Source organism: Lysobacter sp. Root667 (assembly GCF_001427715.1).
In the GTDB taxonomy this organism is placed as follows: Bacteria; Pseudomonadota; Gammaproteobacteria; order Xanthomonadales; family Xanthomonadaceae; genus Lysobacter.
Map to the genome: position 1 here is coordinate 106,253 of NZ_LMHF01000010.1, position 25,908 is coordinate 132,160.

General features: G+C 69.4%; 19 protein-coding genes. 7 read left to right on the top strand and 12 right to left on the bottom strand.

Annotation, left to right across the window (positions count from 1 at the left end):
* Window positions 1-529 precede the first annotated feature (529 nt).
* Together ASD78_RS08335 and ASD78_RS08340 are read right to left on the bottom strand one after the other, a co-directional pair.
* Complete coding sequence (locus ASD78_RS08335) at window positions 530-3,697, bottom strand: efflux RND transporter permease subunit (RefSeq protein ID WP_056100188.1); 3,168 nt, start codon at window positions 3,695-3,697, stop codon at window positions 530-532.
* 197 nt (window positions 3,698-3,894) lie between these two features.
* Window positions 3,895-5,022, bottom strand: coding sequence for an efflux RND transporter periplasmic adaptor subunit (locus ASD78_RS08340; RefSeq protein ID WP_056100190.1), 1,128 nt, complete (start codon window positions 5,020-5,022; stop codon window positions 3,895-3,897).
* A 78-nt stretch (window positions 5,023-5,100) separates the two neighbouring features.
* Between ASD78_RS08340 and ASD78_RS08345 the strand changes: the two genes are divergently transcribed.
* From ASD78_RS08345 to ASD78_RS08355, 3 genes are all read left to right on the top strand, one after another.
* A complete protein-coding gene (locus ASD78_RS08345; protein ID WP_056100193.1) occupies window positions 5,101-5,772 on the top strand; it encodes a TetR/AcrR family transcriptional regulator in 672 nt (223 codons plus the stop codon).
* Between the two features lie 174 nt (window positions 5,773-5,946).
* Entirely contained in the window at window positions 5,947-6,603 is a 657-nt protein-coding gene (locus ASD78_RS08350) for a protein-L-isoaspartate O-methyltransferase (RefSeq protein ID WP_055904118.1), read from the top strand.
* A gap of 21 nt (window positions 6,604-6,624) precedes the next feature.
* Window positions 6,625-8,028, top strand: coding sequence for a TolC family outer membrane protein (locus ASD78_RS08355; protein WP_055904121.1), 1,404 nt, complete (start codon window positions 6,625-6,627; stop codon window positions 8,026-8,028).
* Between the two features lie 418 nt (window positions 8,029-8,446).
* Here the strand turns inward: ASD78_RS08355 and waaA are convergent, their stop codons facing one another.
* Window positions 8,447-9,742, bottom strand: coding sequence for a lipid IV(A) 3-deoxy-D-manno-octulosonic acid transferase (gene waaA / locus ASD78_RS08360; RefSeq protein ID WP_056100196.1), 1,296 nt, complete (start codon window positions 9,740-9,742; stop codon window positions 8,447-8,449).
* A 143-nt stretch (window positions 9,743-9,885) separates the two neighbouring features.
* Here waaA and lpxL point away from each other — a divergent pair, with 143 nt between their 5' ends.
* Window positions 9,886-10,827 (top strand): LpxL/LpxP family Kdo(2)-lipid IV(A) lauroyl/palmitoleoyl acyltransferase, encoded by a 942-nt coding sequence (gene lpxL / locus ASD78_RS08365; protein WP_082559720.1) that lies wholly within the window; start codon window positions 9,886-9,888, stop codon window positions 10,825-10,827.
* Window positions 10,828-10,851: 24 nt separating this feature from the next.
* Here the strand turns inward: lpxL and ASD78_RS08370 are convergent, their stop codons facing one another.
* The 6 genes from ASD78_RS08370 to ASD78_RS08395 form a co-directional block, all read right to left on the bottom strand.
* Window positions 10,852-12,123 carry an O-antigen ligase family protein gene (locus tag ASD78_RS08370; protein ID WP_056100911.1) on the bottom strand — a complete coding sequence of 424 codons (1,272 nt, stop codon included), beginning with the start codon at window positions 12,121-12,123 and terminating at the stop codon, window positions 10,852-10,854.
* 73 nt (window positions 12,124-12,196) lie between these two features.
* Complete coding sequence (locus tag ASD78_RS08375; RefSeq protein ID WP_056100199.1) at window positions 12,197-13,318, bottom strand: glycosyltransferase; 1,122 nt, start codon at window positions 13,316-13,318, stop codon at window positions 12,197-12,199.
* A 28-nt stretch (window positions 13,319-13,346) separates the two neighbouring features.
* Window positions 13,347-13,547, bottom strand: a complete 201-nt coding sequence (locus ASD78_RS08380; protein ID WP_031370314.1) for a zinc-finger domain-containing protein — start codon at window positions 13,545-13,547, stop codon at window positions 13,347-13,349.
* Between the two features lie 441 nt (window positions 13,548-13,988).
* On the bottom strand, window positions 13,989-14,720 hold the full coding sequence (locus ASD78_RS08385; RefSeq protein ID WP_056100205.1) for a pirin family protein: 732 nt from the start codon (window positions 14,718-14,720) through the stop codon (window positions 13,989-13,991).
* 4 nt (window positions 14,721-14,724) lie between these two features.
* On the bottom strand, window positions 14,725-15,318 hold the full coding sequence (locus ASD78_RS08390) for a YceI family protein (protein ID WP_056100208.1): 594 nt from the start codon (window positions 15,316-15,318) through the stop codon (window positions 14,725-14,727).
* A gap of 50 nt (window positions 15,319-15,368) precedes the next feature.
* On the bottom strand, window positions 15,369-15,956 hold the full coding sequence (locus ASD78_RS08395) for a malonic semialdehyde reductase (protein ID WP_055904144.1): 588 nt from the start codon (window positions 15,954-15,956) through the stop codon (window positions 15,369-15,371).
* A gap of 144 nt (window positions 15,957-16,100) precedes the next feature.
* Here ASD78_RS08395 and ASD78_RS08400 point away from each other — a divergent pair, with 144 nt between their 5' ends.
* Complete coding sequence (locus ASD78_RS08400; RefSeq protein WP_056100211.1) at window positions 16,101-17,054, top strand: mitochondrial fission ELM1 family protein; 954 nt, start codon at window positions 16,101-16,103, stop codon at window positions 17,052-17,054.
* Between the two features lie 1,010 nt (window positions 17,055-18,064).
* On the opposite strand, the gene glnE is transcribed toward ASD78_RS08400, so the two are convergent.
* From glnE to ASD78_RS08415, 3 genes are all read right to left on the bottom strand, one after another.
* The gene (gene glnE / locus ASD78_RS08405) at window positions 18,065-20,857 is read right to left on the bottom strand and encodes a bifunctional [glutamate--ammonia ligase]-adenylyl-L-tyrosine phosphorylase/[glutamate--ammonia-ligase] adenylyltransferase (RefSeq protein ID WP_235566481.1); all 2,793 of its coding nucleotides are present in this window, start codon (window positions 20,855-20,857) and stop codon (window positions 18,065-18,067) included.
* 261 nt (window positions 20,858-21,118) lie between these two features.
* A complete protein-coding gene (locus ASD78_RS08410; protein ID WP_056100217.1) occupies window positions 21,119-21,448 on the bottom strand; it encodes a hypothetical protein in 330 nt (109 codons plus the stop codon).
* Between the two features lie 374 nt (window positions 21,449-21,822).
* A complete protein-coding gene (locus ASD78_RS08415) occupies window positions 21,823-23,424 on the bottom strand; it encodes an NAD(P)/FAD-dependent oxidoreductase (RefSeq protein WP_056100220.1) in 1,602 nt (533 codons plus the stop codon).
* Window positions 23,425-23,726: 302 nt separating this feature from the next.
* Between ASD78_RS08415 and ASD78_RS08420 the strand changes: the two genes are divergently transcribed.
* Both ASD78_RS08420 and ASD78_RS08425 read left to right on the top strand, forming a co-directional pair.
* Entirely contained in the window at window positions 23,727-24,224 is a 498-nt protein-coding gene (locus ASD78_RS08420) for a hypothetical protein (protein ID WP_156087667.1), read from the top strand.
* Window positions 24,225-24,239: 15 nt separating this feature from the next.
* Window positions 24,240-25,673, top strand: a complete 1,434-nt coding sequence (locus ASD78_RS08425) for an XVIPCD domain-containing protein (RefSeq protein ID WP_055904163.1) — start codon at window positions 24,240-24,242, stop codon at window positions 25,671-25,673.
* The last annotated feature ends 235 nt before the right edge of the window (window positions 25,674-25,908 follow it).

The following is a 25,908-nucleotide window of genomic DNA, read 5'->3' on the forward strand; positions in this document are numbered from 1 at the left end:
GGAAGCTGTTGCTTAAGAACGAAACCAACGCAGCAAACGGAATTCGCGATCGCGGCTTACGCCGCTCCCACAGAAAGCAGAAAGCGAAGCCGATCCGAATCGAAACTCGCGCAGCAGCCGGAGGTCGCGGTCGCGGCTCATGCCGCTCCTACCCCAAAGCGAGAGGCAAGAGAAGTGATCCGCACGCGCGGGCGGAAGCCGTTGATCCAAAGAACCGAAACCATCGCAGAACCCCGGAATTCGCGATCGCGGCTTACGCCGCTCCCACAGAATGCAGAAAGCGAAACCGATCCGAATCGGAGCCAACACGGTAGCCGAAGGTCGCGGTCGCGGCTCACGCCGCTCCTACCCCAAGGCTAGTGGCGAGAGAAAGTGACCCGCACGGCGCAGCGGGAGGAAGTCGTTGCCCCTCACCTTAGCCCTCTCCCGCAAGCGGGAGAGGGGACATCAGCCAAGCGGGAGCGGGGGTCCCAAGTCGGGAACACTGGTCCTAGCAGGGACACCAGTAAGGAGAGGAGCGAACGCGGACTTACGCCCTCGCCCCCACCTCCGGCGCCTTCACCCTGAACCAAGCCGCATACAACGCCGGCAGGAACAACAGCGTCAGCAAGGTCGCCACCATCAAGCCGCCCATGATCGCCACCGCCATCGGCCCGAAGAAGGCGCTGCGCGACAGCGGGATCATCGCCAGGATCGCCGCCAGCGCGGTCAGCACGATCGGGCGGAAACGCCGTACCGTGGCTTCGACGATCGCCCGCCAGGGCTCGTGCCCATCGGCGCGATCCTGCTCGATCTGATCGACCAGGATTACCGAGTTGCGCATGATCATGCCCGATAGCGCGATCGTGCCCAGCATTGCGACGAAGCCGAACGGGACCCGGAACACCAGCAGGAACAAGGTCACGCCGATCAGGCCCAGCGGCGCGGTCAGCATGACCATGAAGCTGCGCGTGAAGCTGCGCAGTTGCAGCATCAGCAAGGTGAACACCGCGAACACGAACAGCGGCACGCCGGCGATGATCGAGTTCTGGCCGCGCGCCGAATCCTCGACGCTGCCGCCGACGTCGATCGAGTAGCCGTAGGGCAGCTGCGAGCGCAGACCGTCCAGGGTCGGCGAAATCTGGCCCATCACCGTCGCCGGCTGAGTGCCGTCGTAGATGTCGGCGCGCACGGTGATGGTCGGCTGGCGATCGCGGTGCCAGATGATGCCTTCCTCGAAACCGTATTCGAGGGTGGCGATCTGGGTCAGCGGCACCGCGCGGCCGTTGCTGGTCGGCACCATCAGGCTGCCGAGCATGTTGAGCTGCAGGCGTTCCTCGGAGGGGCCGCGCAGCAGCATCTCGATCAACTCGTTGCCCTCGCGGTAGGTGCTGATGTGCGAACCCGACAGCGAACTGGACAGGAACTGCGACAGCTGCGCCGAGGTGATGCCCAGCGCGCGGGCGCGCTCCTGGTCGACCTGCAGGCGAACGACCTTGTTCGGCTCGTCCCAGTCCAGGTTCACGTTGATCACGTGCGGATTGGCGCGGATCTTCTCGCGCACCTGGTAGGCGATCGCGCGCACCCGGTCGATGTGCTCGCCGGAGACGCGGAACTGCACCGGGTAGCCGACCGGCGGGCCGTTCTCCAGGCGCGTCACGCGCAGCTGCAGTTCGGGGAAGCGCGGCAACACGTCCTTGATCACCCACTCGCGGATCGCTTCGCGCGCCTGCACGTCCTTGGGCATCAGCACGAACTGGGCGAAATTGGCGGCCGGCAGTTGCTGGTCCAGCGGCAGGTAGAAGCGCGGCGAACCGGTGCCGACGTAGGACACGTAGTTGACCAGGTCCTTGCGTTGCTTGAGCAGCGCTTCCAGGCGCTGCGCCTGCTCGGCGGTCTGGCGCAGCGAGCTGCCTTCGGCCAGTTCCATGTCGACCATCAGTTCGGGACGCACCGAGTCCGGGAAGAACTGCTGCGGCACGAAGCGGAACATGAACACCGACAGGAAGAACGCGGCCACGGTGATGCCGATCACCAGCCAGCGCCGGCGCACGCACCAGGTCACCCAATTGCGGAAGCGGGTGTAGAACTTGCTGGCGTAGGGATCGTGGTCCTTGCCGTCGTGCGGCGCGGGAGCGATGAAGTCGGCGATCGCAGGGTAGCGCTCGGCCCAGCGCGCGCGTTGCGCATGCCAGCGCGCGGCCAGCGAACCGGGCTTGAGCGCGGCGGCGTGGCCGTGGTCGGGCAGCAGCTTGTCGCCCAGGAACGGGATGAACGCGACTGCGGCGATCCACGACACCAGCAACGCGATGGTGACCACCTCGAACAGCGAGCGCGTGTATTCGCCGGTGCTGGAGGCGGCGGTGGCGATCGGCAGGAAGCCCGCGGCGGTGATCAGGGTGCCGGTCAGCATCGGGAAGGCGGTGCTGTCCCAGGCGAACGCGGCCGCACGGATGCGGTCGAAACCCTGCTCCATCTTGATCGCCATCATCTCGACCGCGATGATCGCGTCGTCGACCAGCAGGCCCAGCGCCAGCACCAGCGCGCCCAGCGAAATCTTGTGCAGGCCGACGCCGAAGAACTGCATCGCGGCGAAGGTCATCGCCAGCACCAGCGGGATCGACAGCGCGACCACCAGGCCGGTGCGCCAGCCCAGCGAGAAGAAGCTGACCAGCAGCACGATCGCGACCGCCTCGGCCAGCACGCGCACGAACTCGCCCACCGACTCTTCGACCGCGGCCGGCTGGTCGGCGACCTTGCGCAGTTCCATGCCCGCGGGCAGGGTCTTCTGCAGGCGCGCGAACTCGCTCTCCAGGGTCTTGCCGAGTTTGAGAATGTCGCCGCCTTCCTTCATCGACACGCCGATGCCGATCGCATCCTCGCCCATGAAGCGCATGCGCGGCGCCGGCGGATCGGAGAAGCCGCGGCGCACGTCGGCGACGTCGCCGAGGCGGAAGGTGCGGTCGCCGACCCGGATCGGGAATTCGCGGATCTGTTCGACGGTCTTGAACTGGCCGCCCACGCGCAGCGGCACGCGGGTGCTGCCGGTCTCGAAGAAGCCGGCCGGGGCCAGCGCGTTCTGCTGGTTCAGGGCCTCGCCGACCGCGCTGGCCGGTATGCCCAGGGTCGCCAGCTTCACGTTCGACAGCTCGACCCAGATCTTCTCGTCCTGGACGCCGAACAGTTCGATCTTGCCCACGTCCGCCTGGTCCTGCAGGGCCAGCTGCACGCGCTCGGCGTAGTCCTTGAGCACGGCGTAGTCGAAGCCTTTGCCGGTCAACGCATAGATATTGCCGAAGGTGTCGCCGAACTCGTCGTTGAAGAACGGCCCGACCACGTCGCTGGGCAGGGTCGGGCGGATGTCGCCGACCTTCTTGCGCACCTGGTACCACAGCGGCTGGATGTCCTTGGAGCGCATCGAATCGCGCGCGCCGAAGATCACCTGCGATTCGCCGGCGCGCGAGTACGAACGGATGAACTCGTACTGGCCGGTCTCCATCAGCTTCTTTTCGATGCGCTCGGTGACCTGGCGCGAGACTTCATCGGCGGTCGCGCCCGGCCACAGGGTGCGGATCACCATGACCTTGAAGGTGAAGGCCGGGTCTTCGCTGCGGCCCAGGCGCACGTAGGCGAGGCTGCCGGCGATGGCCATCACCAGCATCGCGTAGACGATCAGGCTGCGGTGGCGCAGCGCCCATTCGGAGAGATTGAAACGCATGGGGGATGCTCAGCGTTGAATGAGTCGCCCCTCTCCCGCTTGCGGGAGAGGGGTTGGGGTGAGGGCGCGCGACGGGGGCGGCGCGATGCGTTTCGAGGCGGCGCGCGCCCATCCCATCCCTTCCCCCGCCTGCGGGAGAAGGGCGAAGGTGCCGAGCGGGAATCGCACCCGGTACCGCGATGGCAGGCGAGTCGCGTTCACTTCGGCGACGACGATTGGACGGGGCGATTGTCCCGATCCACCGGCACCACCTTCTGTCCCGCGCGCAGCAGATGGCCGCCGGCGGCGACCACCCAGTCGTTCGCGTTGAGGCCGCTTCGCACCGGCACGCGGTCTTCGCCGTAGGCGCCGATCCGCACCGGCTGCAGCTTCAGGGTCGAGGTCTTGGCGTCGACCACGAACACCGCCGGGGCCTGGCCGCTGCGTTGCAGCGCCGACAGCGGAATGCTCAGGCCGGCATCGACGCTGTTGCCGTTACCGTCGTCGACGATATAGACGCGTGCGCTCTGACCGAGTTCGAGCGTGCCCGCGGGCGCCTCGACCGCGACCCGCGCGGCGTAGGTGCGCGAGGCCGGATCGGCCGCCGGCGCGATTTCGCGCACTGTGCCGGGCCAGCGCTGGCCGGGTTGCGACCACAGTTCGACCATCACCGCCCGGCCGGTCTTGAACTGCGCGATCGCGCCTTCCGGTATGGCGAAGGCGATCTCGCGTACGCCGTCGGCGGCGAGCGCGAACACCTGCTGGCCGGCGCCGACCACCTGCCCGGCTTCGGCGCTGCGGCTGGCGATCACGCCGGCGCGCGGCGCGCGCAGCTGGGTGTATTCGGCCTGGTTGCGGGCGACGTCGAGGTTGGCGCGGGCGGCGTTGACCTGACCCAGCGCGGCCTTGGCCGCGGCGCTCTGCGCGTCCAGGGTCGAGCGGCTGACCAGTTGATCGCCGGCCAGGCGGGCGAAACGCTGCTGGTCGGCCTGGGCGCGGCCGAGCTCTGCTTCGGCGGCGGCCAACTGGGCCTGGGCGGCGCGCGACTGCGCCTGCAGGTCGCCCGGGTCCAGCACCGCGAGCAGGTCGCCGGCCTTCACATGGGCGCCGACGTCGACCCGGCGCTCGACCAGATTGCCGCCGACCCGGAACGACAGCGGACTTTCCTGGCGGGCGCGGACCTCGCCGGCGAACGCGGTCACCGCCGTCGCGCTGGCGCCGGGGTGGGTCACCAGCACCGGGCGCGGCGCTTCGGGCGCGGCGGCGTCGCGACCGCAAGCGGCCAAGGCCAGCGTCAGGACGGCGCTGGAAAGCGCCCATCCGGGGGAAACGGAGCGGCTGCGCATTGCGGGTGACCTCAGGGATAATTAATGTACCTGGCGGTACTGTATAAATATCGAACCCGTTAGTCTAGTATTCCAAGCATGACCGTATCACGCAAAGCCGCCGCCCCGCCCGAGACCGCCAAGACGGCCGGCCCGGGCCGCCCCAAGGACCTGAGCAAGCGCGCCGCCATCCTCGAGGCGGCCTCGAAAATGTTCACCCAGTCCGGCTTCGACGGCACCAGCATGGACCAGATCGCGGCCGAGGCCGGGGTCTCCAAGCTGACCGTCTACAGCCATTTCGGCGACAAGGAGGCCCTGTTCGCCGAGGCCATCAAGACCTATTGCGAGCGCCACCTGCCGCCGATGCTGTTCGAGCCCTCGCCGGCCACGCCGCTGCGCGAGCGCCTGATGACGATCGCCCAGGCCTTCTGGACCATGATCAGCGCGGCCGAGGCGGTGCAGGGCCACCGCATCCTGTGCTCGCCGCAACTGTCGAATACCCCGCTGCCGCGGATGTTCTGGGAAGCCGGCCCGCAGCGCGTGCACGACGAGTTCGCCGCCCTGCTGCGCCGGCGCATCGGTGCCGGCGAACTGGAGATCGCCGACATCGAGCGCGCCGCGGGGCAGTTCTTCGCCCTGCTCAAGGGCGAGCCGCACGCGCAGATAGTGTTCGGCTACGACGACCCCGAGCCGGCCCTGGTCGACGCCCACCTGCAGGCGTCGGTGGACCTGTTCCTGCGCGCCTACGCCCGCTCCCCGTCCCACCGATAGCACCCAAAGCCCTGGGAAACCGCGAATGACAACAGTCTTGGTGACTTCCGGCACTCAGTCTTCCGCTCCCGCAACCGCCATCCTGTGCCCACCGACTGCCGCGCCAGCCCGGTAGAATTGCAGGTTCAAGCCTGCATTTCGTCCGACGATTACCCTGCGCGAGACTCCGAACTGATGACTACGATCGATTACGCCAAAGCACGTGAACTGATGGTCGAACAACAGGTTCGGCCCTGGGACGTGCTCGACCCGCGCGTACTCGACGTGCTGGCGGCGCTGCCGCGCGAGGCCTTCGTGCCCGCCGAGCACCGCAACCTGGCCTACGCCGACCTGGCCCTGCCGCTGGGCCATGGCGAATTCACCATGAAGCCGGTGCTGGAAGGCCGCAGCCTGCATTCGCTGGAGCTGGACCCCAGCGACGACGTGCTCGAGATCGGCACCGGCAGCGGCTATCTGACCGCCTGCCTGGGCCGCCTGGCGCGCGAAGTGACCAGCCTGGAGATCCACGCCGACTTCGCCGACGCCGCCCGCGCGCGCCTGGCCGAGCAGTCGGTGGACAACGCCCAGGTCGTGCTCGCCGATGCCTACGCCTGGCGTACCGACCGCCGCTACAGCGCGATCTGCGTCACCGGCGCGGTCTCCGAGATTCCGCAGCATTTCTTCGACTGGCTGCAGCCGGACGGACGCCTGTTCGTGGTCCGCGGCCGCTCGCCGGCGATGGAAGCGGTGCTGGTGCGCAACGAAGTCAACGCTCGCCGCATCCAATCGTTATTCGAAACCGACCTCCCCTATCTCGTCGGCGCGGCGCCCGCGCCCGTCTTCGAGTTCTGAACCGAACGTCAAGGAAGCCGCATGATCCGCCGCCCACTGGTTCTCGCCCTCGTTCTTGCCCTGCTGCCGGCCGCCGCTTCGGCGGAAGACCTGTTGCAGACCTACGAGCTGGCCCGCAACGGCGACCCGCAGTTGTCGGCCGCCGAATCCAGCCGTCTGGCCACCAAGGAAGGCGCGGTGCAGGCCCGTGCGGCGCTGCTGCCGTCGCTGACCGGTTCGGCGACGCTGAACAAGTCGCGCAACACCGCGCCCAGCTTCACCGACAACAGCGACCCGACCAATCCGGTCGAAGTCTCCGGCAATCTGACCACCGAGACGACCACCCGCAGCTACGGCGTCGATCTGCGGCAGATGATCTACGACCGCAGCCGCTTCACCACGCTCAAGAGCCGCAACGCGCTCAGCCAGGCCAGCGACTTCCAGCTCGAGTCGGCCGGCGACACGCTGATCACGCGCACCTCCGCGGCCTACTTCAATGTGCTGGTCCAGCTGGAAACCCTGGCTGCCGCGGAAGCGGCCGAAACCGCGCTGAAGAAGCAGTTCGACTACGCGTCCAAGCGTCTGGAAGTCGGCCTGGCGCCGATCACCGACGTGCACGAAGCGCGCGCCCAGTACGACAACGCCCGCGCCAACACCATCCTGGTGCGCAATGCGGTCGAGGACGCCTACCAGGCGCTGAGCGAAATCACCGGCCAGCCGATCCGCAATCTCAAGGGCCTGCCGGACGACTTCAAGCCGGCGCTGCCGGAGACGCAGGGCGCTGAAGGCTGGGTCCAGACCGCGATCGAGAACAACCCGGCGCTGCGCGCCAAGGAGTTCCAGGTGCAGTCGGCCGAAGCCGATGTCGAGACCGCGCGTTCGGGCCACTGGCCGACCCTGTATCTGACCGGCGGCTACGACAAGAGCAAGAGCTGGACCGACCGCACCTTCGGCGGCAACACCTTCGAAAGCGACAGCGAAGGCCGCGGCCCCAACCTGGGCATCACCCTGTCGGTGCCGATCTTCGCCGGCGGCGCGACCCAGTCCGGCGTGCGCCAGGCCCTGGCCACCCGCGACGTCGCCAACGACGAGCTCGAGCAGCAGAAGCGCGCCCTGGTGCGCAACGCCCGCAACGCCTACCAGACCCTGGTCGCCGGCGTCAGCGAAGTCGAGGCCCGCCGTCTGGCGCTGGTGTCGGCACGCGCCGCCTACGAGGCTTCGCAGGTCGGCCTGGAAGTCGGCACCCGCACGGTGCTGGACGTGTTGATCAATCAGCAGAATCTGTTCACCGCGCAGCAGGCCTACGCCCAGGCCAAGTACAACTACCTGCAGAACCGCCTGCTGCTGGAACAGGCCGCCGGCACCCTGGACGTCTCCGACGTGCAGGACATCAACCGCCTGCTGACCGCCGAGCCGGCCGCCAAGTTCGACCCCAGCGGCGGCTGATCCAGGCGCCACCGCGATGCGACACGAAAACCGCCGGCTTGCCCGGCGGTTTTCTTTTGTGGGCGATGAACGGGCGAGCGTAACCAACCATCGTAGGGTGCGGTGAGCACAGGGAACCGCACCGCTGCACATGCGTTGCATACGGTCGAACTACGCGAACGCATCGCATGCTACGAGGCATGGACGCTCGTGGACGCGACGCGACGATGCGGTTCGCAGCACTCACCGCATCCTACGGGGATGACCCTTTCCTTGTGGGAGCGACGTAAGTCGCGATCCGTCGTTGGCCACAGCTGCGCGATCGCGACTTACGTCGCTCCCACAGGAATCCTGTCCGGCCATCGCAAGCGCTCAGGCCCCGTAGGATGCGGTGAGCAACGCGAAACGCATCGCGCGCCCCACGAGTCGCGTTGAGTCGTCAGCCCTGCGGCGGCAGCGCCGGCTGCAACAGGGCGATGGTCTTGGCCAACGCGCCGCGGCCGAGCTCGACCAGGGAGCGCCCGGCCGCGACCATCTGCGCGCGTTGCGCCGGATCGGCGAGCAGGCGCTCGATCTCGGCCTGCACCGCCTCGGCGTCGGTGCCGATGCGCAGCGCGCCCGCAGCTTCCAGGCGCTCCGCGATCTCGACGAAGTTGTGCAGGTGCGGGCCGGTGACGATGGGGGTGCCGGTCGCCGCCGGCTCCAGCAGGTTGTGGCCGCCGATCGCCTGCAGGCTGCCGCCGACGAAAGCGACGTCGGCGCCGGCGTAGAAGCACATCAGCTCGCCCAGGGTGTCGATCACGAACACGTCGTCGCCGCGCTGCGGCCAGCGCACGCGCGAACGCGTCGACACGGTCCAGCCGGCGGCGCGCGCCGATTCGGCCACGACCCGGAAACGCTCGGGATGGCGCGGCGCCCATAGCAGCAGCAACTCCGGGAAACGCAGGCGCAGGCGGCGGTGGATCGAGATCACCGCGGCCTCTTCATCCTCGTGGGTACTGGCGGCGATCCAGACCGGGCGAGTACCGCTGTGGCGGCGGCACTCGGCGGCGAACTCGTCCAGGGCTTCGGGCACGGAGACGTCGAATTTGAGGTTGCCGGTCTCGACGATCTGCTCCGGGCGTGCGCCCAAGCGCAGGAAGCGCTCGCCATCGGCACGCGACTGCACCGCGACGGCACGCACCGTGCGCAATGCGCGCGCGACCAGCGAGGCCAGCACCCGGTAACCGCGCAGCGAGCGTTCCGACAGTCGCGCATTGACGATGTAGGTCGGAATGCCGCGGTCGCGGCAGCCGAACAGCAGGCTGGGCCAGAGCTCGGTTTCCATGATCAGCGCCGCGCAGGGGCGGTGATGCTGAAGGAAGCGCGACACCGCACCGGGCAGGTCGTAGGGCAGGTAGACATGCTCGACGCTGTCGCCCCAGGCCGCGCGCGCGCGGTCCGAGCCGGTCGGGGTGATCGTGGTCACCAGCAGGCGCAGGTCGGGGCGGCCGCGGCGCAGCGCGTTGACCAGCGGGATCGCGGCGTTGACCTCGCCGACCGAGACCGCGTGCAGCCACAGGGTGCGGGTATGGGCCGGGCCGCGGTAGATCGCGTAGCGCTCCAGCCAGCGCTGGAAATAGGCGGGCTGGCGGAAGCCGCGCCAGATCAGGTGATAGACCGTAACCGGCGCCAACAGGTACAGCGCGACCGAATACAGGCCGCGCAACAGGCGCTCGATGAAGTCAATCCGCATGCGCTAAGGATAAGCGCTCCGCGCCCGCACGACGGTCGCCGCGGTTGCGAAAAGCGCGTTTGCGGCCCGGATCGGCCAAGCCCGGCGCAACGTCGGTGCCGTTCCGCGACCGCGTTACCTCGCGGGCCTCTAAACTATTGAGCATGAGCGCAACCCAGCTGCCCCCTCCCCCGCGCGGCCCCAAGCATTGGCCGATGTGGCTCGCTCTCGCCGGCATGTGCCTGGGCGCACGCCTGCCCTGGGCGCTGCAACGCGCGCTGGGCGGGCTGTTCGGCGCGTTCGCGCTGCGCGTGGCCGGCGAGCGCCGGCGCGCGGCGCAGATCAACCTGGCGCTGTGCTACCCGGAAAAGAGCGAGGCCGAGCGCGAGGCCCTGCTGCGCGAGAGCTTCCGCGACCTGGGCATCGGCCTGTTCGAGTTCGCCCGCGCCTGGTGGGGCTCGGTCGCGCCGATGCGGCGCACGGTGCGGATCGAGGGCCTGGAGCTGATCGACGAAGTGCGCGCGCAGGGCCGTGGCGTGCTGCTGATCTCCGGCCATTTCATGACCCTGGAGATGTGCGGGCGGCTGATGTGCGACCACCTGCCGCTGGCCGGCATGTACCGCCGCCATCGCAGCCCGGTGTTCGAATGGGCGGTCAAGCGCGGCCGTCTGCGCTACGCCGCGGCCATGTACACCAACGAAGAGATCCGCCCGGCGATGCGCCACCTCAAGCAGGGCGGCTTCTTGTGGTACGCGCCCGACCAGGACATGCGCGGCAAGGACACGGTATTCGCGCCGTTCTTCGGCGTGCCCGCGGCGACCATCACCGCGACCCACCAGTTCGCACGGCTCAGCGGCTGCGCGGTGGTGCCGTTCTTCCATCGCCGCGAAGGGGGCGACTACGTGCTGCGCCTGGGTGCGCCGCTGGCGGACTTCCCGTCCGCCGACGCCACCGCCGACAGCGCGCGCGTCAACGCCCAGATCGAGGCGATGGTGCGCGAGGCGCCGAGCCAGTACCTGTGGATCCACCGCCGCTTCAAGCGCCGGCCGCCAGGCATGGTCTCGCCGTACAAGCCCAGGCCCGACGACAGCGACGATCGCGACTGAGTTCGCGTCCGCGGCGCGCGGGGCTCAGGCCCCGGTGCCGCTCTCGTCGCGTTCGCGCAAGGGCTGCGCCAGCAGACTGCCGGCGTACAAGGCCACCAGCAGCAAGGCCACGCCGCCCCAGAAGGTCGAATAAAAGGCCAGATGGGTGTTGAGCGGGAACAGCGTGACCGCGACCGCGAGCAAGGCCGGACGTGCGCGTTCGCGCGCGGCGGCGTCGGCGTAACGCCAGGCGCGCCAGGCCAGGGCCACGCCCGCCATCCACATCAGCAGACCGAAGGCCCCGGTTTCGCTGAGCACTTCCAGCACCACCTGATGCGCATGCAGCGCCGGACCGTAGCCCCAGGCGGCCTGCTTGCCGGGATCGGGATCGCAGGCCGGGAAGGCTTCGCGGAAGCCGCGCGCGCCGACACCGTTGATCGGATTCTCGCGCACCATGCACAGGGCCGCGCCCCAGATCCGCGTGCGTCCGGACAGCGCGCTGTCCACGCCTTCGGCATCGGCGCTGCGGACCAGGGTGGTGCGGGCGATGCGCTCGCGCACCTGCGGCGAGACCACGGCAATGGTCGCCACCGCGATCGCGCCGAACGCGAACACGCCCAGCAGCCGCTTCCAGCCCAGCAGGCCCCAGCCCGACAGCACCAGCACCAGCGCATAGGTGATCCACGAGGCGCGCGAACCGGCCAGCACCACCACCAGGCCGACCGCGGCGGCCGCGATCAACCAGCCGGCCATGCCGCAACGACGGCCGCCGGCGTACAGCGCGAACGGCGACAGGCTCGCCAGTACCTGGCCGAGCTTGAGATTGCAGGGGCCGAGCACGCCGCTGAGACGGTCGACGCCGGCGGTTTCCTCCGGCGTGCACATGCCGTGGCCGCTGATGCCGTGCTTGATCGCGTCCATCGCCGAGAACAAGGGGCTGGCGCCGGTCAGCGCCTGCAGCAGCGCGTCCACCGTCCAGATCGCGACGATCACCGCCAGGCCGCCGAAGATGGTGCGGCGCCCGCGCGGGTTGGCCACCGCCGACGCGGCCAGCCACAGGAACGGCAGGTAGCGGATGTCTTCCAGCGCCTTGCGCAACGCGTGCGGCGCATCGACCGCGTCGAACGCGGATACCAGTTCGGGCAGCCAGTAGGCGAAGAACAGCACGCTGGTCAGGGCCCAGGCCGGATTGCTCAGCAGTTGTCCGCCGCTGCGGAAACGCGAGGCGATCAGGTACACGATCGCGGCCAGCGCGCCCAGCACCAGCACCGCTTCGGCATAGCCCGGCGCCGGCCACAAGGCGACGTAGGCGAGGATCCAGGCCGGTGCCCAACGCCAGCCATGGGCGGCGCCCGCCGGCTGCGGCGGGTTGGGATCGACCCAACGCGAGTCAGCGCGGTCGGCGGGGGAATTCGGCGTAGACGCCAAGCGTGGCCTCCTGCATCGCACGCAAGGAATACTCCATCGTATCCGTTGCCGACGGCGGATGCGTTAGCAATTCGCGAGCCGCGGCCTGCAGTGCGTCGGCGTCGAAGGGCGCGACCGCACCGCGCGGCTGCAGCCGCGCCAGCAATTCGCCGACGCCGCCGTGGGCCCAGCCGAGCACCGCGCGGCCGACCGACAGGGCCTCGACCACGGTGCGGCCAAAGGCTTCGGGTTTGCGCGACAGCTGCAACACCAGATCGGAGGCGGCGTAGGCGCGCGCGATCGCGTCGGTGGGCGCGGTGAAGGCGATCGCGTCGGCGATGTTCAAAGCCGCGGCCTCACGTTCGAGTTCGGCGATGTAGGCCTCGCGCCCGGCTTCGCGCGCGCCGGGCAGCCACAGGCGCGCGTCGCTGCCGTCGCCGCGCAGCGCGGCCAGCAGGTTCAGGGCATCGGCGTGGCCCTTGAGCCGGGTGCCGCGGCCGGGCAGCAGCAGCAACGGTCCCGCGCCGGCGAGCGCGGGATGCGCGGCCGCGGCCCAGGCGCGCGCGTCGCGGTCCGGCATCGGCGCGCGCGGGAACGCGGCCGGGTCGATGCCACGCGGGATCGTGCGCAGCTTGCCGGGGTCGGTGCCGGGATACTGCCGCAGCACGTAGTCGCGCACGGTGTCGGACACGCAGATCACGCGCTCGCCGCTGGCCATCACCGCGCTGTAGCGCGAGGGCGAGTTGAGACCGTGCACGGTGGTGACGAAATGCGGCCGCTCCGCGGCGGGCATGCCGCGCAGGGCCAGGCGCGCGAGCCAGGCCGGCAGGCGCGAACGGGCGTGGACGATATCGGCATCGGTGTCGGCGAACACGCGCCGCAGCGTGCGTGCGTGGCGCAGGCTCGCCAGCGACTTGCGGCCGATGTCGAGCGTGATGTGCTCGGCGCCGCTGGCCAGCAGCCGCGGCAGCAGTCGGCCGCCGGCGGACACCACGATCGCACGATGCCCGGCGCGCACCAACGCGTCGGCGATCTCGAGGGTGGAACGTTCGACGCCGCCCGACTCCAGGGCCGGCAGCAACTGCACTACGGTCAGCCGGCGCACACGGAACCTGCGGCGTCGCCGCGGTGGCTCAGTCGTCGACCAGGGTGAAGTGCGCGCCGCAGTACGGGCACTGGCATTCGCGTTCGGCCTCGATCGGCAGGTACACGCGCGGATGCGAGTTCCACAGCGCCATCGACGGCAGCGGGCAGCTCAGCGGCAGGTCCGCACGCGTGACGGTGTAACGCTGCTCGGCGTTGGCCTGGGTGGGATGGGCGTTGGCTGCGGTCATGACGGACGACGGGTGGCGACGCGGAGGCGGCAGTTTAACAGGTGCGCCGCGTGGGGCCGCGGTTTTAGCCCCCTCTCCTGCTTGCGGGAGAGGGGTTGGGGTGAGGGCTGCCGCGAGCGCGCGGCTCCAACCTCATCCCGGRCCCTCATCCGCCCTTCGGGCACCTTCTCCCGCAAGCGGGAGAAGGGAACATCAAAARCACTGCGTGCKTAGCCCCTCTCCCGCTTGCGGGAGAGGGGTTGGGGTGAGGGCCGCCGCGAGCGCGCGGCTCCAACCTCAWCCCGGGCCCTCATCCGCCCTTCGGGCCCCTTCTCCCGCAAGCGGGAGAAGGGAACATCAAAARCACTGCGTGACKTAGCCCCTCTCCCGCTTGCGGGAGAGGGGTTGGGGTGAGGGCCGGAGCGAGCGCGCGGCTCCCATCTCAACCCAAACCCTCAGCCGCTACTGCGCGGGCAGATCGAAAAACAACAGATTCGCCGGCTCGGCGCCGAGCCCGACGATCCGCAACGAACCGCTTTCCTCGCGATACCCCAAGGCATCGCCCGCCAGCAGCCTTCGGCCATTGGCCTCGACCTCGCCCTCGGCCACGTGCAGCCAATACAACCGCGCCGGATCAAGTTCACGCTGCAGGGTCTCGCCCCGAGCCGGACGGGCGCCGTGCAGCCAGGCCCGTTGCCGGATCGCGATGCTGCCCTGCGCCCCGTCGGGCGAAGCCAGCAAGGTCCAGCCGTCGCCGCCGGCCGCGCCGGCATCGGCTTCGCGCTGGGCGTAAGCGGGCTTGGCGTTGAGCCGATCGGGCTGGATCCAGATCTGCAGGAAGTGCACCGGCTGCGCGTCGGAAGCGTTGTACTCGCTGTGTTCGACGCCGTGGCCGGCGCTCATCCATTGCAGCTCGCCGGGGCGGATGGTGCCGCCCCCGCCGCTGCTGTCCTTATGGGCGAGACCGCCGCTGAGCACGTAGCTCAGGATTTCCATGTTGGCATGGCGGTGCGGCGGGAAACCCGCGCCGGCGGCGACGCGGTCCTCGTTGATCACCCGCAATGGGCCGAAGCCCATCCAGGCCGGGTCGTAGTAACCACCGAAGGAAAACGTGTGGCGACTGTCCAGCCAGCCGGCCTCAGCACCACCGTTCGGAGCGCGGCCGCGGTCGGCGGAAAGGCGTTCGACGATCATGCGATTACTGCTTCGCGGCGTCCGGCTTGGGCACGATCGCTTCGGTGGTGATGTGGATCGTCACCTCGTCGCTGACGTTGGGCACGTACTTGGCGATACCGAAATCGCTGCGCTTGATCGTGGTGCTGGCGTCGAAGCCGGCGGCGGCGCGCTTGGCCAAGGGCTGCTCGCCGACCTTGTTGATGGTCACGTCCAGCACCACCGGCTTGGTCACGCCGTGCACGGTCAGGTCGCCGCTGACCTTGAGCTTCTTGTCGCCTGCGGCCTCGACCTGGGTGCTCTTGAAAGTGATGGTCGGGTACTTGGCGGCGTCGAAGAAATCTTCGCTGCGCAGGTGCTCGTCGAACGCGGCGACGTGCGAGTTCAGGCCGGCCAGCGGAATGGTGACCTCGACCGACGACGACGACGGCTTGGCCGGATCGTAGGTGATGCTGCCGTCGACCTGGCCGAAGTGGGCGATCGGGTTGGAGAAGCCGAAGTGGCTCCAGCTGGCGACGACGTCGGTGTGGTTGGCGTCGATCTTGTAGGTCAGCGGAGCGGCCGCGGCGGCGCCCGCGAAGGCGAACGCGAGGACGGTGGCGAGCAGGGTGCGCTTCATGGCGGTTGTCTCCGGATACGTGAATGGGGTGGCGGGCGTATTGCGGTGGATCACAGGATCTGCGCGACTTCGTCGAAGGACAAGCGTGGCGAGCGCGGGAACAGCTTGGACACGTCGCCGTGGCCGAGGTTGATCAGGAAGTTGGACTTGATCGGGGTGCCGGCGAAGAACGCCGCGTCGACCTTGGCGTTGTCGAAGCCCGACATCGGGCCGGCGTCCAGACCCAGCGCGCGCGCGGCCAGGATCACGTAGGCGCCCTGCAGGCTGCCGTTGCGGAACGCGGCGGCGCTGCGGCCTTCGCGCGGGCCGTCGAACCAGGCCTTGGCGTCGGTGTGCGGGAACAGATAAGGCAGCTTCTCGTGGAAGTCCTCGTCGTGGGCCACGATCACCGTCACCGGAGCCTTCATGGTCTTCTCCAGGTTGCCCTCCGACAGCGCCGGGCGCAGCTTCTCCTTGGCCTCCTGGGACTTCACGAACACGTAGCGGCCCGGCGACATGTTGGCGCTGGTGGGCGCCCACTTCATCAGGTCGTAGAGCGCGCGCAGGGTGTCGTCGCTGACTTCGCCGCCGAGTTCGTTATGGGTGCGCGCGGTGCGGAACAGCTGGTCCAGGGCAGCATCGGACAAGGTCGAGGACATTGGGGTCTCCAGGTGGTGCCGGAGCAGGAGCGCCGCGGCCAGGTGCGGAAGTGTAGAGTCCAGGCGGTTAAGCAACGCCGCCATCGCCGGAACGGATTGATAGCACCCGTGCAACAAACGAAGCCATCCAGCCCGGTTATATCCATGGATGAAACTTGGATCTTGACCGACGGACATGCCGGCAATGTCCGCCAGGCCCAGGCCCTGGCCGCCGCGCTGGGCCGGCCGGGACGGGAATTCACCCTGCAACCGCAGCTTCCCTGGGCCTGGACCGCGCCACGCCGGCTACCGGGTGCTGCCCACGCCTTCGGCCCGGCCTTCGCTCAGGCACTGGCTTCGCCACCCGCGCTGGCGATCGGTTGCGGCCGCCAGGCCGCGCTCGCCACCCGCATGCTGCGTGCACGCGGGGCGCGCGCGGTGCAGATCCTCGACCCGCGCATCCCCAGCCGGCATTGGAACCTGGTGATCGCGCCCGAGCACGACGGTCTCGTCGGCGACAACGTCCTGAGCCTGCTCGGCAGCCTCAATCCGGTCGACGACCTCTGGCTCGCCGCCGCACGCAGCGCCTTCCCGGCGTTCGGCGCCCTGCCCTCGCCGCACACCGCTCTATTGCTGGGTGGCCCCAGCGCCCACGCCGCCTTCGACGCGGCGATGTTCGACGCGCTGAGCGCGCAGGTCGCCGCATGGGTCGAACGCGAAGGCGGCAGCATTCTCGCTACCGCCTCGCGCCGCACGCCGGCGCCGGTGCGAGAACGCCTGCGCGGCCACTTCGCACGCGTGCCCGGAGTGGTCTGGGCCGGCCCCGAGGATGGCGCCAATCCCTACGCCGGCCTGCTCGGCTGGGCCGACCGCGTGGTCTGCACGGCCGACTCGGTCAACCTGTTGTCGGAAGCGGCGGCGACGACGGTGCCGGTGTACGTCGCCGGGGTCGAAGCCTTGGGCGGACGGCCACGGCGATTCGTCGATCGCCTGATCGACAGCGGTCGGGTGCGGCGGTTCATCGATGCGGATGCGCCCGCGGGGTATGCGGTCACGCCGCTGCGGGAAACGGCGCGGGTGGCGGACGAGGTGCGGCGGCGGTTGGGATTGAGGGTTTAAGCAGCCGATGGTGGCTGCGACGTCTGCGGCTCGCGCGTAGCGAACGAAACCACGCGGCGATGCGGTTCGCCTTTGGCTCACCGCATCCTACGCAGCTCCGGCCTTCGTTCGAACGTCCGAGGCGAACTTGCCCGTTGCAATTGCAATTAGCGTTCCACAGTTGCGGTTACCACTGCCGTTGCCGTTGCCGTTGCCGTTGCCGTTGCCGTTGCCGTTGCCGTTGCCGTTGCCGCGGCATTGGAATCCATTGAGCCGCACTCGCCTAATCCCACTCAGACCCGAAGGGCGGCGCGCAGGACGCGCGCCGAAATCACCGCGCCAGCACCGAACCCGCACGGGAGGGTTGTCTAGGCAAGCCCTTCTCTTTGGTTACTTTCTCTTGGGCTAGCAAGAGAAAGTGACCCGCACGCGCAGCGGGCAGAAGCCGTTGACTTGAGAATCGAAACCTTCGTCGAACCTCGGAGTTCGCGATCGCGGCTTACGCCGCTCCCACAGAAGGCAGAAAGCGAAGCCGATCCGCATCGAAGCTCACGCAGCAGCCGGAGGTCGTGGTCGCGGCTCACGCCGCTCCTACCCCAAGGCGGGTGGCAAGAGAAAGTGACACGCATGCGCAGCGGCAAAAGCTGTTGCTTAAGAACGAAACCAACGAAGTAACTGGGATTCGCGATCGCGGCTTACGCCGCTCCCACAGAAAGCAGAAAGCGAAGCCGGTCCGCATCGAAGCTCACGCAGCAGCCGGAGGTTGCGGTCGCGGCTCACGCCGCTCCTACCCCAAGGCGGGTGGCAAGAGAAAGTGGCCCGTATGGGTAGCGGGCGGAAGCTGTTGCTTCAGAACGAAGCCAACGAAGTAGCTGGAATTCGCGATCGCGGCTTACGCCGCTCCCACAGAAAGCAGAAAGCAGAAAGCGGAAAGCGAAGCCGATCCGCATCGAAGCCAGCGCGGTAGCCGAAGTTCGCGGTCGCGGCTTACGCCGCTCCTACCCCGAAGCGGGAGCGGAGCCGCGACAGGGTCAGTCGAACGACAAGCCCTGCGCCTTCGCCGCAGCGCGAATCGACGCCCGCGCCGCCTCGACCGCATCGTCGGGCGCAACCCGCCGCGCACGCCGGTCCAAAGTGCAGTCCAGGCCGCGCGCAAGCAACACCGCATGCGCCGACTGCAAGGAAACCGCGACAGCCTCGTCCAATACCCCGACCGAGCGCGCCACCCCGATCAATCCCGGGGTATCCCTCGGCAGCAACAATTCCGCATGCGCCGACGCCTCGCGCAGCACCAGCGCCTGCAGCAGGAATTCCAGATCGACCAGGCCGCCCTCGCCCTGCTTCAGGTCGAACGCCGCCGCATCGCTGCGGTCGAGTTCGGCGCGCATGCGCAGACGCATCGCCCTCACGTCCTCGCGCACCTTGGCCGGGTCGCGCGCGCGCGCCAGGGTCTGCGCGCGCACGCGCTCGAAGTCCTCGCGCAAGCCGGTATCGCCGGCGACGCCGCGGGCGCGCACCAGGGCTTGATGTTCCCAGGTCCAGGCGCGCTCGCGCTGGTAGTCGGCGAAGCTGGTCAGCGACGACACCAGCAGACCCTTGGCGCCGTCCGGGCGCAGGCGCACGTCGACGTCGAACAAGCGCCCGCCCGCGGTCACCGCGCCCAGCAGCGCGACCACCTTCTGCGCCAGGCGCGCGAACCAGCGCGCGGCTTCCAGCGGACGCGCGCCGTCGGAATGCACGCCCTCCAGCGCGCCGCCCGCGGCGTCCGCGCGCGGTGCGTCGTACAGGAACACCAGGTCGAGGTCGGAACCGAAGCCCAACTCTTCGCCGCCCAGGCTGCCGTAGCCGAGCACGACGAAACGCGAGCCCGGCACCTGTCCATGCGCGGCGGCGACTTCGCGCTCGGCCAGGGCGAGCACGCGCAACACCACGCCGTCCGCGAGCCAGGCCAGCTGGCGCGCGCTTTCCTCGGCCGACTGGCGGCCGTCGCGCAGCGCCAGGGCGATGCGGAAACTCAGGGCCTGGCGCACTTCGTTCAAGGCCTGCAGGGTGGCTTCGGTATCGTCGCCCTCGTCGCCCTCGTCGACCTCGGCGCAGGCGGCGAGCAGTTCGGCGCGGCCCGGCAGCGGACCGACGACGCGCGCGTCCAGCAGTTCGTCCAGCAGCAGCGGGTGCGCGGCCAGGCGTTCGGCCAGCAGGGCGCTGCGCGTGACCGCTTCGAGCAGGCGCGCGAGCGCGGCCGGTTGTTCGTCGAGCAGGGCCAGGTAGGCGCTGCGGCGCAGGACGTTGTGCAGCAGCGCGAGCAGGCGCTTGAGCGCCAGCATCGGCTGCGAGGACAGCGCCGCGCCTTGCAGCAACGCCGGCAGAACCCGGTCCAGGCGGGTACGCGCGCCGTCGGACAGGCCGCGCACGCCGGGGCTGCGGGCGAAGTCGCGCAGCATGGCGTCGGCCGCGGCGGCATCGTCGAAACCGGCGTCGGCCAGCACCGCGGCCTCGCCGGCCTCGGGCAGCGCGCGCCAGTACGCGGTCAGGGCGTTGGGCGCGACCACGCGCCGACGCGGCGCGAGCAGGGCGTCGAACTCGGCGGTCACGCGCGCGCGACGCACGTCCAACGCAACGCGCAAAGCGTCCCAGTCGGCGTAGCCCAGGCCTTCGGCGATGCGCACGCGATCGGCTTCGGCGTCCGGAAGGGCGTGGGTCTGGGCGTCGCGCAGCATCTGCAGGCGGTTTTCCAGCCGGCGCAGGAAACGGTAGTCGTCGGCCAGCGCGGCGCCGGCGGCTTCGCCGATCTGGCGTTGCGCGACCAGTTCGTGCAGCGCCGGCAGCAGGCGGCGGCCGCGCAGTTCGGCTTCGCGGCCGCCGCGGATCAGCTGCAGGGCCTGGACCAGGAATTCGATCTCGCGAATCCCGCCTGGGCCGCGCTTGATGTCGTCGGCCAGTTCCTTGCGCGCGACTTCCGCGCTGATCGCGGCCTTCATGCTGCGCAGACCGTCGAGCGCTCCGAAGTCGAGGTAGCGCCGGTACACGAACGGTCGCAATGCTTCCAGCAGGCGTTCGCCGGCCTCGAGGTCGCCGGCGACCGGGCGCGCTTTCTGCCAGGCGTAGCGCTCCCAGTCGCGGCCCTCGCGCTGGAAGTACTGCTCCATCGCCGCGAACGACCAGGCCAGGCGGCCGGCGTTGCCGTAGGGCCGCAGTCGCAGATCGACGCGGTGGCAGAAGCCTTCGGCGGTGACTTCGTCGAGCAGCCGCGCCAGTTGCTGGCCGAGCTTGGCGAAGTAGTTCTCGGCGTCCAGCGCGCGCGCCGGATCGCGGCCGTCGTGCTCGGTGCTGCCGTCGTGCTCGTAGGCGTACACCAGGTCGACGTCGGAACTGAAGTTGAGTTCGCTGCCGCCGAGTTTGCCCAGGCCGAACACCACCAGCCGCTGCGGCGCGCCGTCGCGGTCGCGGATCACGCCGTAGCGCTGCGCGAACTCGGCTTCGAGCGCGGCGAGTGCGCGCTGCAGGCAGATCTCGGCCAGTTGCGTGCTGCCGACCAGGGTCGCGTCGACGTCGTCCAGGCCGAGCGCGTCGCGCCAGATCAGCCGGGTGGAACCGGCGGCGCGGTAACGACGCAGCAGGCTGCCCCAGTCGGCGCGCTGTTCGGGCAGGAGTTCGGGCACCGGCCAGGGCTCGGCGCCGTCGTCGGCGGCCAGCGCCAGCAGCAGCGCGGGTTGCCGGGCCAGGGTGTCGATGGCGAAATCGCTGATCGCGGCGACCCGGGCCACGCGCTGCGCCAGCGCCGGCTCGGACAGCGCGGCGGCGGCTTCGGTCGCGGAGGCGCGCAGGCGCGCGAGCGCGCGATCGGCCACGTCGGATTGGCTCGGGCCGGGTTGAGCGGGGCTCGGTGGGGCCGGAGTCGGTTGCGTGGAACCAGGTTGGGCCGGGCCGGATTGCGGCGGAACGGATACGGACATGCGGCGATGATGGCATGGCCGCCGCCGCACTCGGCAGCGCGAAACAGCGAACGCCCGCCGCGCTCGGCGCGACGGGCGTCCGCATCGCCGCGCCCGGTCACCTCGGTCGCGGCGCCCCTGCGCGGTGGCTGCTCAACGCAGCGAATCGTCGGCGTTCACGCGCCCCTTGCCGAAGAACTCATCGATGCCGGGCGAGCCCAGGTCGGCCGCGCCGTGCCTGAGCGCATCCTCCACCCGCGAGACCTGCAGTTCGCCGCCGGCGGCGCCGATGATCGGCGCCGCGATCGCCGCGCCGATCCGCCGATATCGCGCCCGTACTCGATCGCCGGCGGCGGTGATCTTGTTGGCGAGCGCGGCGCTGAAGTTCAGTGCCTTCGCCTGTACGACGTACGTCGCCGCATGCGCATTGCCCGCCGCCAGCGCTACCGCGCACGATGTCGATGTCGATGTCGAAGATTTCATAAGCCTTCTCCTGGATAAGAGCGACTTACGTCACAGTCATCCCCCCGGCGCGGACGCAGCGTAGGCCTATGCGGACAGGGTCTCAAGACACGGATTCGCGGCCGAAAACGGCCACCGCACGTCGTGCGGCTGCTGCGCGATTCTTGCCGCGGGCGCGGCGGCGTGGAGGGGTCAGGAGGTGTGGGTAGTAAAGGCGCGGCGGCGAGGGCGCGGCAGTAAAAACTGCGGGCAATAAAAAAGCCCGCTCCGGTCGAACCGGTTGCGGGCCTGCTCCCTCCCCCACGTCGGGATGCGGGGGGATCGTGAAGGAAACGTTATCCCCTTTGCACGCTGCACTGCAAAACAATACCCGTCAGTTCAAAAAGCCCAAAGATTCAGGCAGTTACCTGAATAGGGGCCAGCCCGCGCCGGAACCGGCTCAGGCGCAACTGCGCCAGGACCGCGCGCGCCGCGGTTTCGCCGGACTCGCAGCCGCCCTCCATGAAGCCCTGAGTATCGAGCGCGCAATGCTCGCCGGCGAAATGCAGGCCGCCGACCGACTCGCCCATCGCCCCGCGCAAACCGGTCCAATCGCCGGGGCGCAGGCAGGCGTAGCTGCCCAGGGTCCAGGGATGGCTGGGCCAGTGGAAACGCACCTCGCGCGCGCCGGCGCGGGCCTGGATCAGCCCGGGGAACACGCGATCCAGCGCCGCGGTGGCGGCGTCGGCCTGTTCGCGCGCTGTGCCTTGGCTCAGGTCGATGCCGTGCCGGCCTCCGGTGAAATTGGTCAGCACACCGCCGTCGCCGGCCTGCTTGCGCGAGGTCTCCCAACTGGTCTGGTAGGCCAGGTCGCTCATCGAGGCGCCGTTGGCGCCGTGCTCGCGCCAGACCCGGCGGTCGTAGCCGATCATCAGCTTGGCGTTGCTGCCGTAGGCCAGGGTGTCGATCGCGCGGCGCTTGACCGGCGGCAGTTCGACCCGGATCGCGACCTGGCGCAGCAGGGTGAACGGCAAGGCCAGCACCACCTGTTTGGCGAATACCTGGCGCGAACCCGCGCCGCTGCGGAAGAACAGCGCGTAGCCGCCGGCTTCGGCGCGCACCGATTCCAGCACCTGCCCGGTCTCGACCGCGTCCTCGAGCCTGGCGCCCAAGCCGCGCACGATCAGGTCGTTGCCGCCGCGCACGTGGTAGCGCTCGTCGCTTTCGCCGAACACCGCGAAGGCGTCGTCGCCGGTGCCGATGAAGGTCAGCAGGTTCAACGCCGATTGCGCTTCGATCGCCAGGCCCATCTCGGTGGTATAGGCGACGTCGATCAGCTTGCGCAGCCAGCCGCCGACCTGGTTGGCGTCCAGCCATTGCGCGATCGACTGGCGGTCGAGCGCCTGCGCGCCCTGGGCGTCGCGATAGGTGATGTCGCCGTCGCCGAGCCGGGCCATGTCGCGTTCGATCAGGGCCGCGACCGGCGCGAAGGCTTCGACCAGTTCGCGTTCGCCGATGCTGCGGCCGTCGAAGTACCAGCGGTCGGCGCCGCTATCGCCGTCGAGCAGATCGTCCAGAGTCAGGCCGAGCTCGCCGGCCAGGGCGCGGATACGGACGTGGTTGCTGTCGATCAGTTCGCCGCCGAGTTCGACGACCTGCCCGTCCGGGAAGTGATCGCGCAGGCTGTGCATGCGCCCGCCGACCCGGCCCTGGGCCTCGAACACGCGCACCCGTACGCCGGCCTGGCGCAGTCGCCAGGCCGCGGTGAGTCCGGCGATGCCGGCGCCGACCACCACCACTTCCTCGCCCGGCGCGGTCAGCGCGCGCGGCGGCGCCTGCGCGCAGCCGGCCAGCACCAGGCCGGCGCCGGCGCCCTGCAACAGGCGCCGGCGGCGCAGGTCGGTGCGGCGTTGCCGGGCGAACTCGTGCAGTTCGTCCACCGGCTGCGGCGTATGCAGGGACGCGCGCGCGATCCGGGCCGCGCGGCGCAGCAGGGAATACAGGGGAGTGCGGACCATACGCGCTTCCTGGGCGGGTTCTGCACGGGCAACGCAGGCCGGATCGGGTTCAGGCCAGCGACGCTTTGCGCTGTCCTGGCCGACATGGTTTTGTCGTTGTTAGGGTTCTACGCATGTTCTATAACTGGGAAGTCCTAGCGTCCAAGGAGGAAGCAGACGCCATGCCGCCGCCCCGCAGCACATCCCCCTTCGCTTCCCTACGCACCTGGTGTGCGCTGCCTTTGGGCAGCCTCGCCCTGGCCGCCTGCGCGCATGTGTCGCAGGGCGAGCCGACAGACAAGACCAACCTCAAGGAGGAACCCATGAGCACCACCGCCCAACCCCAGCTCACCGGCGACGACGTCAGCCGGCGCGTGCTGAAACTGATCGAGGGACTCAAGTCCAGCGATCAGCTCACCCCCGAATACGTCGAACAGCAGACCGGCCTGGCCATCCAGCGCGCGGCCGGCCGCGCCGATTCGTTCGGCACCGGCGCCCAACTCACCCCCGACTGGTCGTACAACCTGTACGTGACCAAGCCGGCCGGCGAAGACAAGAACAAGCTGATCTTCGACTTCTCGCGCACCGGCGACGGCAACGCGCCGATGAGCGCGATCTGCGGCGTCGACTTCAAGCAGTACGCCGAAGCGCTCAAGGGCATGGGTTTCCAGGACAGCGTGAGCTACGGCGAACACGGCCGGGTCGACCACTGGCGCTTCCAGCGTCCGTCGCTGTCGCTGCAGGTCTACATCGAGGGCGAGTCCGACGCGACGCCCGAGAAGGCCACCCACCACTGCGTGAAGATGATCACGGTCGAGTAAGGGAAGGATCCCGTCATGCCCATCAGTGCAGATCTACAGAAACTCATCGACGATTTCGGCAAGCAGTCCGGCGTCAGCGCCGATGCCGTCACCAACCTCACCGCCACAATCAACGGCTCGCCGGCCCTGCTCGCGCAGCTCAACGACGTCGTCAGCAAGGGCCACCTGAAGGCCTTCGGCGCACTGACCGACCCGCACGCCGGCGGCGCCTACCGCAGCGGCGACCAGACCATGCTGCTGCCGATCAAGGGCCTGGAGAAGGCGCCGGGCGGCAGCTACGACGCCGGCAACATGACCTTCGTGCTCGGCCACGAAGTGCAGCACGGCTACTTCCGCGGCGATCGCGCCACCGCCCTGGCGACCTTCGCCACCGACGCCACCGCGATGGCCAAGAGCCCGGCGGCGGTGCACGACTACACCACGATCGTCGGCAAGATGATCCAGACCAACCGCGACGACGAGGCCAAGGCCCACATCGCCGGCTGGAACGCGCTGGTCGGCAACGTGCGCCAGACCAAGCCCACCGCCACGCTCGAAGACGTCTACCTCAAATCGCCCGGCCGCGCCGGCGATTTCATCAACCGCAGCGGCACCGCGCCCAACTTCACCTACGCGATGAAGCCCGACCTGACCGTCGGCGCCGACCTGTCGATGGCCCAGAGCGCCGACAACATCAAGGCGATGGGCAAGTACTACTTCGACATGCCCGGTTCGCAGGCGCGCCTGGGCCATAACGGCAACTCCGACTACGCCAACTACTACGGCGCCAGCTACGTCAGCTACATCAGCCAGCTCGAGCACGCCCACGGCAAGACCGCCGACGGCAGCAAGCCGGCGGTGCATCTGAACATGACCCAGCTCAAGCTCAACGAAAGCCTGATGGAGCAGAACGGCATCGACCTGGGCGCCAACTCGGCCGGTCGTCAGCCCTACGTCGACATCAGCACCAGCACGCCCAAACCCGGCAACTTCGATCACACCAAGACCACCCACCGGGCGGTGCCGATCAATTCGCCGCTGGAAGCGCTGCTGCAGGACGACCACACGCATATCCGCGTCGACCCGCGCAGCAGCGAGCATGCCGACCACAAGCTGTTCTCGGGCATCCGCGACAAGGTCGAGGGCGAGTTCGCGCGCCACGGCCGCAGCATGTCCGAGGGCGACCTCGACCGCATCGCCGCCGGTATGACCCTGGAAGGCAAGCGCAACGGCATCACCAGCCCCGACCACGTCGCGCTCAGCGTCGATCCGGTAACCAAGGAAGTCGGCAAGACCGCGTTCCTGGTCCAGGGCGGGCTCGCCGATCCGGCCCACGTTCGTGTCGGCGTGCCGACCGACAAGGCGCCGCCGACGGAAGAATCCTTCCGCCAGATCGACGCGCTCAACCAGGGCCAGACCCCGGCCCAACCGGCACCGCTCAAGGAGCAGCGCCAGGCGCAGTCGATGTAAGACGGCAGCGACCGTCCGTCGGTGCCCTTGCATCGGCGGTCGGCGCGGCACGGGACGCGCGCGTGCGCGTCCCGTCGCTTTCATGCCTACGCCGCGTCGCGCGCGCGCGACGCGCCTGCGCGTGAGTACGCGGCGAACAGGCGACTCCGCCTGCGCGCGGCGACGCCGATTGCGGCGATGCAGCACGCCTGCGCACGCGAACGCGCCGCCAAGACCGCCGGTGCGCGCGTTCACA